At 57.7% G+C, this 13,048-nt stretch carries 13 protein-coding genes; all 13 read right to left on the bottom strand.

The window, feature by feature from the left end; translation table 11 throughout:
* Positions 1-14 precede the first annotated feature (14 nt).
* The 13 genes from HPY65_17010 to HPY65_16950 all read right to left on the bottom strand — a co-directional run bounded on the left by HPY65_17010 (position 15) and on the right by HPY65_16950 (position 13,044).
* Positions 15-995 carry an NAD-dependent epimerase/dehydratase family protein gene (locus tag HPY65_17010; GenBank protein ID NPU86180.1) on the bottom strand — a complete coding sequence of 327 codons (981 nt, stop codon included), beginning with the start codon at positions 993-995 and terminating at the stop codon, positions 15-17.
* Entirely contained in the window at positions 979-1,701 is a 723-nt protein-coding gene (locus tag HPY65_17005; GenBank protein NPU86179.1) for a nucleotidyltransferase family protein, read from the bottom strand. Before HPY65_17005 ends, HPY65_17010 begins: the two co-directional genes overlap by 17 nt.
* A gap of 9 nt (positions 1,702-1,710) precedes the next feature.
* Positions 1,711-2,967 carry a glycosyltransferase family 4 protein gene (locus HPY65_17000; protein ID NPU86178.1) on the bottom strand — a complete coding sequence of 419 codons (1,257 nt, stop codon included), beginning with the start codon at positions 2,965-2,967 and terminating at the stop codon, positions 1,711-1,713.
* The gene (locus tag HPY65_16995; protein ID NPU86177.1) at positions 2,967-4,175 is read right to left on the bottom strand and encodes a glycosyltransferase; all 1,209 of its coding nucleotides are present in this window, start codon (positions 4,173-4,175) and stop codon (positions 2,967-2,969) included. Before HPY65_16995 ends, HPY65_17000 begins: the two co-directional genes overlap by 1 nt.
* Before the next feature lie 11 nt (positions 4,176-4,186).
* On the bottom strand, positions 4,187-5,164 hold the full coding sequence (locus HPY65_16990) for a GDP-mannose 4,6-dehydratase (GenBank protein NPU86176.1): 978 nt from the start codon (positions 5,162-5,164) through the stop codon (positions 4,187-4,189).
* 34 nt (positions 5,165-5,198) lie between these two features.
* A complete protein-coding gene (locus tag HPY65_16985) occupies positions 5,199-6,329 on the bottom strand; it encodes a glycosyltransferase family 4 protein (protein NPU86175.1) in 1,131 nt (376 codons plus the stop codon).
* A gap of 6 nt (positions 6,330-6,335) precedes the next feature.
* The gene (locus HPY65_16980) at positions 6,336-7,055 is read right to left on the bottom strand and encodes a class I SAM-dependent methyltransferase (protein ID NPU86174.1); all 720 of its coding nucleotides are present in this window, start codon (positions 7,053-7,055) and stop codon (positions 6,336-6,338) included.
* Between the two features lie 140 nt (positions 7,056-7,195).
* Positions 7,196-8,188, bottom strand: coding sequence for a glycosyltransferase (locus tag HPY65_16975; protein NPU86173.1), 993 nt, complete (start codon positions 8,186-8,188; stop codon positions 7,196-7,198).
* 7 nt (positions 8,189-8,195) lie between these two features.
* Positions 8,196-8,948, bottom strand: coding sequence for a cephalosporin hydroxylase (locus HPY65_16970; protein NPU86172.1), 753 nt, complete (start codon positions 8,946-8,948; stop codon positions 8,196-8,198).
* A 46-nt stretch (positions 8,949-8,994) separates the two neighbouring features.
* Positions 8,995-9,915, bottom strand: a complete 921-nt coding sequence (locus HPY65_16965; GenBank protein NPU86171.1) for a hypothetical protein — start codon at positions 9,913-9,915, stop codon at positions 8,995-8,997.
* Positions 9,912-10,880, bottom strand: a complete 969-nt coding sequence (locus tag HPY65_16960; GenBank protein NPU86170.1) for an SDR family oxidoreductase — start codon at positions 10,878-10,880, stop codon at positions 9,912-9,914. The genes HPY65_16965 and HPY65_16960 overlap by 4 nt, the downstream gene beginning before the upstream one ends.
* A gap of 5 nt (positions 10,881-10,885) precedes the next feature.
* The gene (locus HPY65_16955; GenBank protein NPU86169.1) at positions 10,886-11,896 is read right to left on the bottom strand and encodes an NAD-dependent epimerase/dehydratase family protein; all 1,011 of its coding nucleotides are present in this window, start codon (positions 11,894-11,896) and stop codon (positions 10,886-10,888) included.
* 29 nt (positions 11,897-11,925) lie between these two features.
* Complete coding sequence (locus HPY65_16950; protein ID NPU86168.1) at positions 11,926-13,044, bottom strand: DegT/DnrJ/EryC1/StrS family aminotransferase; 1,119 nt, start codon at positions 13,042-13,044, stop codon at positions 11,926-11,928.
* Between the last annotated feature and the right edge of the window lie 4 nt (positions 13,045-13,048).

Genomic DNA, 13,048 nt, shown 5'->3' with positions numbered 1-13,048 from the left:
AGGGTGCACCCGCATCACAGCTCGTTGAGGGCGGACCGGGGCTGATGGAACACGTCCAGGTACCGCCGATACCATGCAACCGTCCGCTCCAGCCCCTCTTCGAAGGTGACCCGGGGGGTCCAGCCGAGGCATTCGGCGGCCCGCTCGTTGTCTGCGCACATGCGCCAGATCTCCGTGGGACGGTTCGGGAGATGGCCGATCCGGAGCTCCGACTTCGAGCCCGTTGCCTCGTGGATCCGGCGGACCAGGTCCCGGATGGCGATCTCCCGGTTGGAGCCGATGTTGACGACCTGGTCCTCCGGAGGAACGGGCATCCCGGCGACAATTACGAAGGCATCGACGATGTTGTCCACGTAGTTGAACTCCCGCGTCTGGATGCCCTCCGTGGTCTCCACGGGAAGCCCCCGGAGGCAGCGGCCGATCAGTTCGGGGATCACGGCCCGCTCGCTCTGGTAGGGACCGAACGTGTTGAAGGGCCGCACACAGACGATGGGCTGGTTCGTGACGTGCCGTTTCATCCGGGCGTAAAGCTCCCCCGCATATTTGCCGATGGCATACGGCGAGATGGGAAACGGCGTGAAACCCTCCGAAAAGGGAACCGCCGTCTGGTAGCCGTAGACCTCCGAGGAGGAAATGTAGATGAATCGCCCAAATTCGGGGGCGGACTCCAGGAGGTTGGCCGTCGCCACGGCATTGGACATGAGGGCCTCGTTCACGTGCAGGAAGCTGTCCCCGACGTGGTTGTAAGCCGCGAGGTGAAAGACCGTGTCATAAGACTGGTCGCGGAACGGCTTCAGGGAATCGATGTTTCTGAGATCCCCCTCGATCACCTGGATGTCGTCCCAGACCGGGCTCAGGCGGACATTGTCGATGATGCTCCGGTATTTCACCAGGACCGAGACCCGGGCTCCCAGCCGGACCAGCCGCTTCGTCAAATGGGAACCGATGAACCCGGCCCCTCCCGTCACCAGAACGCTCTTATCCTTCCAGACCATCCTCCACCTCGGACATCGTATAGAATTGACAGAGTTTCTCTTCTGCCATTTTCAGCTCGTCGGGAGTGTTGAAACTGATCTCCAGCCCCGTGTGCTCATAAGCCCCGAGCCTTTCCATGGCCATCAGGATCTTGAAAAAGGCCACCAGGCCCTCCCCGTCCCTCATGCGGCGGATCTCGTCAGGCACGAACCGGAGGGCCGATTTCCGGACCACCGCATGACCGATGTAGTACTTCAGGACCGGCTTCTCCCGGAAGCTGGTCACCCGGTTGCGGCCGTCGAACTCCACCAGCCCGAAGGGGTTCTGAATGGGGGCCGTGACCAGGGTGGCCTCGTGGCCCCCTTCCTCGTGGAACGCGAGCAGCTTTGCCAGGGACAGGTTGGTGAAGGTGTCCCCGTAGGTCATGAAGACCTGGTCGTCGAACAGCTCCCTGGCATGGCAGAGGCGCTCCAGGATGCCTGCCTCCTCCCCGGCATCGGAGAATACGGCGTCGATCCGGTCCTCATACCGGCGGACCGCCTCCCGGATGAGATCCCCGCGGTATCCGGTACAGAAGATGAAATTCCGGCAACCCTGCCGCAAATATTCCTCGATCTTGAGTTCCAGGATGGTCTTCCCGTTGAGACAGACCAGGGGCTTGGGAACCCGGTCCGTGAGCTTCCCCAGGCGCCGGCCGCGCCCCCCGCACATGACGAGAATCTTCATGCTTTCTCCTTACAGCCTCCCGGGACCGCCCGGACAGAGGAGTTCTTCATAGCGTCCGACAATCGTTTCCCAGGTGTAATTCCGCTTCCAGTTTTCCCGTCCCCTCCGCCCGAGCATGCCCAATCTTTCCCTGTCCGTCGCCAGGTCGGCCATGGCCTGCGAGAGGACGTCCACAGAGACGCGCGTGTTTCCAACCCGGTCCCGCTCGGCAGGGACAATCTCCCCGGCCCCGGTCCATCTTGCAATCTCATCGGCGTTGCCGGCGGGTACCGTGAGAAACGGCAGTCCCGCAGCGGCGGCCTCGAAGAGGACCAGGGGGGAATATTCGACCCGGGACGCGAAGACGAACAGGTCCGCCGCAAAGAAAGCGGCAACCATTTCCTCCCGGGGGAGGTCGGTGAATACCACCTGTTTCCCCCGTTGCCGGCGTATGGACTGACAGGCCAGCAGGAGCTGTTGCGCGGGATTTTCCTGCCCGCGAAGGATCCTTTTCAGGACGCCCCGCAGGTGCAGCCGGACCCGGTCTCTCCGGTTCTGGGCCGGGGGATGGTACCGCCGCTCGTAGCGGCCGTCGAGAACGAGACACGTGGGAAAGGGAAAAGAAGCCCGGGCATAGGCCTGGGCCACCTCGGCATGCCCCTTGGCAAAAGGCGGCGAACCCACGGAGAGGAGAACGAAGGCTTCGGGAGCGATGCCGAGCCGCTGCCGCAGGTCCGGAACGGGGCTGACGGCGAATTCCCTCTCGCTGGCCCCGTTCGGAAGGACGGAAAACCGCTCCAGACCGTTTTCCCTGGCAAACTGGATATCCCGATAATCCGTGGCGTTGAAGACCAGGTGGTCGAACTGCCGCAGAATATCGGGCATCCGGCGGAAGTAGTCTTCATAGGAAGGCTCGTACAGGCATGAGTACCCGCAGGGGACATGGATCTTGCGGGCCTGAACCTGCGGAAGGATCGGCCAGAGGGCGTCGAACGTCCACTGCTGGGCGGCATAAACGAGAAGCGCGTCGAATCCGCCGTCGAGAACGAACTGCCGGTATTCCTCCGCCTCTCCCCGGACTCCCAGGACGAGGTTGCCGGAGACATCGAAGCCCCGGACAGCAACCCCGCCCGGCAATGTGCCCGGGCGGCCGTCGATGCTCGTCGTCGCCACCGTTACATCATGGCCGCGCCGCACCAGTCCTTCGCCGAGTTCCCGGACCACTTTCTGAACGCCGCCGACGCTGGGGGCATACCACTCGGCACAGAGGAGAACGCGCTTGCCCATCAGGACTTGCCGGCCGTCAGGACCCGGGAAAAAGCCAAACAGCCTTCATGATACCAGCGGAAGGAACGAGCACCCAGGGATGCGGCAAGCCGCGCCGGCAGGACCCGGTTGAAGGCCTTTCCTCCGACTTCCCTGGCTTTCCGGAGACAGGATCTTCCCTCCTTCATACGCCCCAGCAGGCAGTAATGCTTCCCGATGGCGTAATACCCGTCTGCCGGCAGCCGGCCGAAAGGCCGGTACTCTGCCCGGCGATCCTCCAGGTGATCGGACCAGCGTTTCAAGACCCGGAGCCAATCCTCGTGGAGATGATGCTCATCGGAGGACGTCTGCTCGTGAAGGGAAAGGATGGTCCGGAACGCCCGGGAGTAGGCTTCCAGCAGCGCCCGGCGGACCGGCGGGTCCTGGCAGGAGACGGAAATCCTGTCCAGGACGTCCAGGAGCTCATAACCGAATTCCACGGAAAGAACGCCGGACTTGGACACGGCATGGTAACGGAAACGGGAGAGAACCGACGGCAGATAGGAGGCCCGGACACCGTTCAGGATCTGCCGGATCCAGAGGTCGTAATCCATGACGTACTGGAGGGCCGGATCGGGCCCCCCGACAGCCTCCCAAGCCTCCCGGCGGCAGAAAGCACTGGGCTGGGGGATATAGTTCTCGCCGAGCAGCGCCGCCAGGTCTCCCTGCCGGACGGAGAATTTGCCCGTCACGCGTCCTCCTTCGTCGATCATCTCGCAGTCACCGTAGAGGAGTCCCGTACCCGGATGTGCGGCCAGAAAAGCTCCGGCGGTCTTGAGGGCGTCCGGGCAATACAGATCGTCCGAGTTCAGCCACGCCAGGATCTCGCCGGACGACTGCCGCACTCCCTTCCGGATCGCATCCGTCTGACCTTCGTCGGATTCGCTGGCCCAGAAGGCCAGCCAGGGATCGTAGCGGCGGATGACATCGATGCTGCCGTCGGTGCTGCCGCCGTCGACGACGATGTATTCCAGGTTCTGATACCCCTGCAGGAGGACCGAGCGGATGGTCTCCTCCAGAAAAATACCCTGGTTGAAGGAGGGCGTCACAATGCTGATCCGGGGCCAGGGGGAACCGTCCGGCAGAAGCGGCGGAAGGGCCGGGCATCCCTCCGTCCAGGGCCAGCCCGACCGGCCCGGGGGAGGCGGGGGAAGCTCGTGTATCGAAGGCGTGGAAGCGATGTCTGCCATGGCCTTCGGCATCAACCCGGCTGAATCTCTTCCTGGTGGGCCATTTCCTCTTCCACAAGCCGCCGGACGAGTTGATCGAAGGTCATGTCGTATTCCCAGCCCAGCCTGTTCCTGGCCTTGGCGGGATTGCCATAGATCAGGTCGATGTCGGACGGCCGGAAGAGGCTCCGGTCGATCACGGTGTGCTCCTCCCAGTCCAGGTCGAGGCAGGAGAAGGCGGCGGCGGCAAAGCTGCGCAGGCTGTGGGCCTCGCTCGTGGCGATGACGTATTCGTCCGGCTCGTCCTGCTGGAGCATGAGCCACATGGATTTGACGTACTCCGGGGCATAACCCCAGTCCCGGCGGATCTCCACGTTCCCCAGGGTCAGTTTTTCGCGGGAGCCCCGTGAAATCCGGACCGCCGCGGAAACGATCTTCTTGGTCACGTAGTTGGGGGGCCGAAGCACCGATTCATGGTTGAAGAGGATGCCGCAGCAGCAGAAGAGTCCGTAAGCCTCCCGGTAGTTGACGGCCAGCCAGTGGCCCGCCGCCTTGGAGATGGCGTAGGGACTGACGGGATGGAAGACCGACTCTTCCATGACCGGCAGGTTCCTGACCCGGCCGTACATCTCGCTGGAGGAGGCCTGGTAAAACCGGGCAGGCAGGTCCAGGGTGCGGATCGACTCCAGCAGGTGCTGGGTGCTCTGGATGTTGAACGTAACCGTATCGACAGGGGTCTGAAAAGACTGGGCGACGGAACTCTGGGCGGCGAGGTGATAAACCTCGTCCGGCCGCAGATCCTCCATCCGATCTCTCAATCGCACCAGGTCCATGAGATCACCCGAAACGAGCGAGATACGGTCCAGAACGCCCACCTGCTTCAGATTGGCCAGTTGCGAGCGGTCGTAATCGGTCACCAGGCCAAGGACCCGATACCCTTTGTCCAGCAGGAACCTGGACAGGTAGGCCCCGTCCTGTCCGGTGATGCCGGTGATCAATGCCTTTTTCATTGCGGAGAACCCATGGGGCGTCGCTGTCCGGCTGTCATTGGAGGCCCCGATACACGCGCAGCGTTTCACCGGCCGTCCGGTCCCAGGAATACCCGCCGGCATGGGCAAGACCGGCACGGGTGCGATGCGAATTTCGCCCCTCCTCCATCGCCTGATCGAGGGCGGACAGCAGGGAATCCCCGTCGAGAGCCTCGAAATAGATGGGACAATCCGCGGCTATCTCCACCGTCGTTGCGATCCGGGAAGCCACCACGGGACATCCGCAGGCCATGGCCTCCAGCAGGGGAATGCCGAATCCTTCGTAGAGGGAGGGGTAGAGAAAGGCCGCGGCCCGGTTGTAGAGCCTGCAAAGGGCCTCGTCGTCGACATTCGTGAACAGGCGCACATGATCGGAGATGCCCAGCACCCGCAAGGATTCGACCTCGCCGGGCGTCCAGGGAGGTCCGACGACGAGGAGCGTCAAGTCCCGCCTCATCGGCCAGCGGCTGTAGGCCCGGAGGAGTCTGTCGAAGTTCTTGTAGTGAGCTCGGGAACCTACATAGAGGAGAAAGGGTCTTTCGCCGGATCGACTGTTCCCCGACTCTTCGTCTTGAAGAGGCCGGAAGAAATCGCTGCAGGCCAGGTGGACCACGTGGAGCCTGTCGGAATCCCAGTCGTACAGATCGCGGACGTCGTTGCGGGTCGCCTCGGAGATGCACAGGACGGCGTCGGCCGAGAGAACGCAGCGCTTCCGCAAGGCCCGGAAGGCGTCGCCGCCCGGACCTCCGAACAGCTCCGGATATCGCTCGTGGATCATGTCTGCCACGGTGAAGACCTGCCTCCCCTCCCAGCGTCCCGGTTCCGAAAAATACGTCGAATGCCATATCTTGCCGCGGCCGGTGCCCAACCGGAGACGAAGCATGGCCTTCCGGGCGGGCTCCTCCAGGGAGCGCCAGAGGAAGGACGGACGGAGAAACGGCTGCGGATCGAAAATCCGCAAGGGGTGGATCCGCGGATGCACCGGCAGCGCCTGGCTGCTGTTCCCCACAACGAACAGGGTCATGTCCACCGCCTCGTCCTGTGCGCACATGCGGGGAAGGATCTCCGTGAACAGCCGGGAGATCCCTCCCGTGGACTGGGACTGGTAGATGATGCCGTCGACGACGAGATGAAGGGGATCGCGCATGAAGTGTTATTTCACCAGTTCCAGGCAGGCGACGGCCCGGGCCGCCGCGGCGTAATCCGGATCGTAATCGGACTTTCGGTGGATATCGAAATACCGACAGTCCGCGCAGGCCTCCGCCGTGGAGATGTTCCAACCGTCCTCGTTGTAGCGGTAATAGGAGACCTCCGCGCTGCTGCCGTCAAAAACCCGCTGCACCCTCTCCACCATCGCCCGGTCGAACTGCTGCAGCCAGCCGTGATTCTCATAAACTCCATATGGCACGGTGATAAAAAGACGGCCGCCGGGTTTGAGCAGACGCTTGAGTTCAACAATCACCGCTTCGAAATCCAGGGGACTGCTCTCGTCGAACGCCTGATCTTTCGTATAAAGAAGCGTGTTGTTCATGCCGACGTGTTCGAGGGTCGAGATGCTGACGATTTCATCGAAACAGTCGCTCTTTATAATGGTTTTCCTCAGATCGCCGTATAGGTAGGAGACACTGGGTGATGGAAATGTCTGCTCCGGTGCAAGGGTGACGATAACAAGCGTCTTGCGTTCCAGGGCTTCGTGCGAAAGCAGGTAATCATGATTCAGGGCGGACCCGGCGTCCAATAGCATCGTCTCTGCACGGTTCAGTCGGGCCAGTACCCAAGGGAGTTCGATAACCCTCTCATCAAGGCGATACCCGTACTTGGAAGGCAGGAGGCTTTTATCCCGAAATCGACGGATTACATCTCTGTCGCTCAAGTACTCTTTGATGGTCTTTTCTCGGAATTCCCCATACCCGATGCTCCAGGGCTTCCGATCGGACGCAACGTACCTCCGGATGCGAGTGTCCCGGTTCCAAAGGTCCCTTTTTGCCTTGAGCATTCGAACGAAACGAACGATCACGCACCCGTCCGTTTCGGTCTGAGGACAAAGTCCCTTACGTATTTCATGATAATTCGCAATACCATTCTGAGAGTCTGCCCATAATAAGGGGAGCCTTTTAGATATGGCAGATATTGATTGACAAAAGACAGATAAGCCCCAGCCTGACGAACGCCGATCGCTTCTGACCTACGGACAACGCTTTCAAAGTCCAGAATACACCATTGGAGAAGCCGAAAGAGGTTTACCTGAAAAACGCCATTTCCCCCGGTATTCTTTAGAATATCAATGCTCTTGGAAAGGAGATCCCTCTGAGCAGTCCTGTATATTTCGATGTTGGCATTCCCATAAGATGAGGACGATTCGTGGGTCCTGAAAAAGACAAGATCTGCATGGATAAACATAATGTGACTCAGAAGCCCCGCTTGAATCGCCAATAGATTGTCCGAATACGGTGAAAAATAGCCGTTACCCAGATGTACCATGCCTCCAATGCCTCGCAGGCATTCTGTTTCAAATACACCATAATTACCAATAACCCGAAAATCGCGCAGGAGGTATCGATTCAAGAAGTCGGAACCCTCAAACAGTTCGACCCTGTCTATCTTGGATTCAAGGTTTTCTGGAAGATGTTCCCCCTGACAGTACGATGTGAAGACACAGGATATATTGTTACTCGTACCCAATCCATCATAGACTGCCTTAAGATAATTCGGAAGGAGAATGTCATCATCGGCCAGCCATGTGAAATAGCTTCCCTTGGCCATGGCCAGCAAGGTGTTTGCGTTGTTGATAGGACCGATGTTTTCCGGATAATTGACCAGACGGATCCGGGAATCTTCGATTCCCAAAATCTCGCTGGAAATCGGTGACGGAGGGTAATCATTCCCTACAATGACTTCAAAGTCAGCAAATTCCTGCATCAGAAGAGAATGAAGACTCTCACGCAGCAAATCATTCCGATTATAGGCCGTGACACCAATCGAAAAAAGCGGCTTCACAGAAGACATGCCGCACTCAATCCCTACAGCATTTCAAGTACCCACCCGGGATACAAGTGAAGAGAAGCTTGTCGTCGACCTCCCGATCCATTATGAACCGGTCGTTTTCATTGAGGAATTCGTCAAGGGCGGTTTTGGGGTTGTTTCCTTTTCCCCAAGGGCGAGGCCGGTAGTCCGCTGCGGGTTGGTATTCGATGACTGTATCGGAACAGACGAGATAATGGTTCTTCCCGATCAACGGGGAGTAAAGTCTCAATTCCTTCAAGACGTGGTCATGGGAATGATGCGAATCGAGGATTACCATTACGTCTCTCGACGGACCGACGATTTCTCTTATCCGTTCGACCGTATCTTTCTCTACGGAGGATCCCTGCAGCAGGGTGATCCTTTCTGAAATCGGTCCGTGTGATTTCAAGCGTTCCACGAGATCGTCCGGAACGAAGATATCGACACCGACAATCCGATCCCCACCGAGAATCTGCATCAAGGATGAATAGAACAGCAGCGAACCGCCCCAAGCCACCCCCAGTTCGATGATGTAACGAGGACGGGTTCGGAAAACGATTTCCTGGATTGCAAACATATCCTGGGGAAGTTGCAGAATGGGTTCTCCAAGCCAAGTCGTCTGATGAACCCAGAAATAGCGGCCTGCCCGGACCTTGACGTCGAGTGCATCATGGACCAACTGCTTGTCCGCCATCATTTCCCTGGCGCCGTTGCGCCGCACTTCCTCAAACTCTTGGCGGGTATATAGTTTTTTCTCTGACATTCTCTTGTTACCTCGCTTTTCGTTTGACTGAACTGGCAGGCCGCCGTCAATCCATCGGATATCCGTGATCCCGCAGAGGAAGGCCATACTCGCTTGCCAGTCCTGAGTTATCGTCACGGTAAAGCTCGATGATCCGTTTCCTCCAAGCATCCGACATGAATCCATCCGCCGGAGGCCCCTTCTCTAAATAGTCTGCCCATACCCTCTTGAGCGCATTACCGAAGGGGGCGTAGCGGCTCAGGGGGATACACCGGAAAAAACCGTCGCGGAAACGATGGTATCTCAACTCCCTGTCCGTATTGCGTCTTCGCTCCCTTCCTCCCTCCAGACGCCTCAGCGCGTCGTCTGCATCGATTCTGAGGATGCGGCAGAGATCCTTCATGAATTTCTCCCGACGATGCACGAAGTCCTCGTAAAGGAGGACATGGACATTCTCCCGGCCAAACAGGGAGGCATAGAGGCTGGCAATCCGGTGATAGAAGAACCCGTCGATGGGACTGTAGCGGATGAAGTTTGTACAGTAATCCATCCAGCTATCGAAAGACACATAGCGTCTGAAATAGCAGCGGGGCACATGACGAAGATAAGCCCCATGGTTCGCATACCAGGAGGGGATTGCCGTCAGTTGGTTCCTCACGACCATCAGAATCCGCGCGTCAGGCATGAGCCTGTACAGTCGTTGTGCGCACAAAGCCGGAGTGCGGCTCGTCATGATGTCCTCGTTGGAATAGAGAAAAGTCTTACCCTCAGCCAGGGAGAGAAAACGGTCGAACAAAGCCCGGGCCTGCTCGAAGCGGAAGTAGATATCGTCATCGGTCACAAGGGAGTTTACGATGTCCCGATAATCTTCATATCCTTCCCCGTCTTCGCCCATGTAAACCAGTCTACTGCTGTAGGGAAAAACCTTTCGCTGCAGGGTCGTGGAACCACTTTTGTTCGCTCCAATGTGAATAACCTTGTATATCATCTCTGCTCCCGAACGTGCTCGATTGACCCGTATCCTCCCGCCGCAGCCAGCATCGAAATCGTATCGCGGATGGATTCTTCCGGTTTCCCGCTAAATGCAAAGCCCAGGGCACAGAAGCGGGCACTGGATACCTCGTAGGACAACTGGTTCATGATGGGCGAATCGACATACTCGATCCGAGTGTGGGGGATGTCTCTCTCGATGTAATGGATAATCTGCTGAACCGTCAGATTGTCCGTCAGGACGTTGTAGATCTTCCCATCGAAGAGGTTATGGCGAATGACATAAACAATCGCTTCCGCGGCATCGCTCAAGCACAGGTAGGGCCGTTTCTGGTGCAGGGCAGTTCTCCACACCGTGATAGGCCGACCGGTGACAGCTTGCCAGCAGAACTTGTTGACTGCTGTATGAAAGCGCATCCCTGGAGAAATCCCGCAGATGGTTCCATTGCGCAGGGTGATGAAACGCAGGGAGCCGGAGTTCCCCAATTCCCGTAGGACCGCTTCTTCCTTGAGTTTGGCTTCCGCGTAAGGGCTCTGTGGTTGCAGCTCCTCAGGGGAGCAATCCTCGTCAACAACCTGTGCTTGCGTCCCATAGACGCTTGTTGAAGACATGTGAATCAGAGAACAGCCTGCGGCGAGGCTGGCTTTTGCCACCATTACGGTTCCCCGGTAATTGACCCGCTCCACTTCTTCCGGGTTGGAGAAACTCGCAGCGGCGTCCGTAACGGCGGCCAGGTGAATCACCACATCGGCCCCTGCAAACACAGCCGGAAGATCCGCACTCAGGACGTCCGCCTCGAGGAAGCGATATCGCCCTTCACGGGGAAGGTTGAAAAGGGAACAGTATCGGTTCGTCTTCAGGTTATCAACCATGAGGATTTCCGAATCCGGGAATGCCCGGGGCAACTCCCGGATCAGGAAGGATCCTATATGGCCGAGTGCTCCCGTGATGACAAAGCGCATTATTTTTACCTCAGGTAGGCTGCCAGGCAGTCCCGGTAGTATTCCCTCGTCTTGATCAGTCCGCTTCCCAGGGTGTCCTGGGCGGCCCAGGGTATGATCGACTTGAACCTTTGATTACTGAGTATCGCGTCGCCGACGTCTATTGCCTTCTTCCCTTTCGGCCATTCGACGAACCGAACCCGGCCGGACCCTATGTGTTCTACCGTCGCCCGTGCAATATCCGCGACACTGTAATGCTCGTCTCCTACGACGAACCAGGTCTGGCCATCTACAGCATCGCTGCGGGAGGCAAGAATGAGGGCAGATACGGCATCGTCCACAAAGATTACATTCCTCTTCTGACTTCCATCTCCGAAAACAGTTACCTCCTTGCCCTGGAGGGCAAGACCGACAAAATAGTTGTTGAATGTAAAATCTGAACTGTGAATGCTGGCTCGGGGTCCGAAGACGTTGGACAGCCGGATGACGGATGCCCTCATTTGATAGGCCGTAGCATAGATAAGGACAAACTTCTCAGACACGCTCTTGTTGGCTGAATAAATATCTGCGGGGAACTCTGGATGGTTTTCATCGGCAGGCTGATAATGGAGCCGGCCAAGCTGGGTGCTCGTGCCCAGATGAATGAATTTCACGTCCGGGTTGAAACGCCGGATGGCTTCCAGGAGATTAATCACGCCGCGGCTGTTCACATCGAGATCGATCCATGGCTCCCGCATGGAGAAAGGATGAGAGGTCGATGCTGCGCAGTTGAACACAATATCCTTGTTGATGATATGTTGGCAGACATTCTCAAATGTGAGAATATCGTAAAAATAGAGATCAATATCGTCCTTGATATCCCGGACGTTGAACAAATTCCCGCCGGAACGAGGATCAAGGCAATCGAAGACAGTCACACGGGCTCCCAGCTCAAGGCAGCGGCGAGTAAGATTGCTCCCTATGAATCCCAATCCTCCCGTCACCAGAACCCTCAAGCCTTTTAGGCTGGGGACCTTGAAACTCCGCTTTTTTGCCATTGAATCCGCCCCTTTCCTTTTGTGTTCGCTCATGGTGAGAGAATTTTCCTGATCCCGCTGCAGACGAAATCGATCTGCTCCTCTGTCAGGTTCAGTGCTCCGGGTAGATTGATTCCCCGGGAGGCGATATCGTAAGCTACGGGATTCCGCTGCCGGAATTCATCCTCGCTATATTCTGGATAGGCCGGGAGCGATGTCAGGGGATAGAAGAAAGGCCTTGATGGAACGCCCAGCGTCTCAAGGCGCGCAATGGCCTCCCGCTTGGAAATATTGTGGCTGCGGCCGAAAACAAGGCCTGTGATCCAGACACTGTTATAAACTCCCTCTCGCTCGTCATTAAATTGAAGATCCCGGATATCCTGCAGTTTCTCCTTGTATAGGCGGTATATCTCACGCTTCTTGTCCACCAGTTCCTGGAGTCGCTGGAACTGGGCATATCCAAGGGCTGCCTGTACGTTGAAGGGCATGTATTTGAAGGCCACTTCCGAGTTATAATATGGAATGCCTTCCACGCGGCCATGGTCCCGGAGGAACTTGCACCGCTCAAAGAGCCGGTCATCATCAAGCAGGAGGATTCCCCCCTCGCCGGTGGTGATGGTCTTGGTCCGATGGAAGCTGAAGACAGACCCCACACCGAATTTACCCGCCCGCACGCCCCGGTAGGTGCTTCCCAGAGCCTCCGCGGCATCCTCGATGAGGTGAATGCCACGTTTCATACAGAGTTCCTCGATGCGTTCAATATGGGGCATGTTGCCGAAGAGATCGACAAAAATCAGCGCCTTGGTCCGTGAAGTGATGTACTTTTCCGCCGACGCGGGATCCAGGCACCAGTGGTCCGGATCGATGTCGCAGAACACGGGTTTTGCTCTCTGGTAACTTACGGGCGCCGCGGTGGCAATCCAGGTGCATTCCGGTATGATAACCTCATCGCCGTCCTGGATATCCAAGCCTCTAAGGAGCAGGTGGATGGCTGATGTGCAGTTAGGCGTCATCAGGGCGTATTTTCGATCATGATATTTCGCAAATTCCCTCTCGAAGGCCTCACAGTAATCGTAAGCATGTTCATACCACCCGTTGCGCATGGCGTCTTCTACCGTACGAATCTCGTGCTCGGTGATCCATGGACCGGCCATGTATATCTGTTCCATTTTC

The organism is Syntrophaceae bacterium (genome assembly GCA_013177825.1).
GTDB lineage: Bacteria > Desulfobacterota > Syntrophia > Syntrophales > PHBD01 > PHBD01.
This window is presented reverse-complemented; position numbering and strand designations above follow the sequence as displayed.

Coding starts and splice junctions, on each gene's coding strand:
- HPY65_17010 (NPU86180.1), bottom strand. CDS start 995: ATGGTCTGGAAGGATAAGAGCGTTCTGGTGACGGGAGGGGCCGGGTTC.
- HPY65_17005 (NPU86179.1), bottom strand. CDS start 1,701: ATGAAGATTCTCGTCATGTGCGGGGGGCGCGGCCGGCGCCTGGGGAAG.
- HPY65_17000 (NPU86178.1), bottom strand. CDS start 2,967: ATGGGCAAGCGCGTTCTCCTCTGTGCCGAGTGGTATGCCCCCAGCGTC.
- HPY65_16995 (NPU86177.1), bottom strand. CDS start 4,175: ATGGCAGACATCGCTTCCACGCCTTCGATACACGAGCTTCCCCCGCCT.
- HPY65_16990 (NPU86176.1), bottom strand. CDS start 5,164: ATGAAAAAGGCATTGATCACCGGCATCACCGGACAGGACGGGGCCTAC.
- HPY65_16985 (NPU86175.1), bottom strand. CDS start 6,329: ATGCGCGATCCCCTTCATCTCGTCGTCGACGGCATCATCTACCAGTCC.
- HPY65_16975 (NPU86173.1), bottom strand. CDS start 8,188: ATGTCTTCTGTGAAGCCGCTTTTTTCGATTGGTGTCACGGCCTATAAT.
- HPY65_16970 (NPU86172.1), bottom strand. CDS start 8,948: ATGTCAGAGAAAAAACTATATACCCGCCAAGAGTTTGAGGAAGTGCGG.
- HPY65_16965 (NPU86171.1), bottom strand. CDS start 9,915: ATGATATACAAGGTTATTCACATTGGAGCGAACAAAAGTGGTTCCACG.
- HPY65_16960 (NPU86170.1), bottom strand. CDS start 10,880: ATGCGCTTTGTCATCACGGGAGCACTCGGCCATATAGGATCCTTCCTG.
- HPY65_16955 (NPU86169.1), bottom strand. CDS start 11,896: ATGGCAAAAAAGCGGAGTTTCAAGGTCCCCAGCCTAAAAGGCTTGAGG.
- HPY65_16950 (NPU86168.1), bottom strand. CDS start 13,044: ATGGAACAGATATACATGGCCGGTCCATGGATCACCGAGCACGAGATT.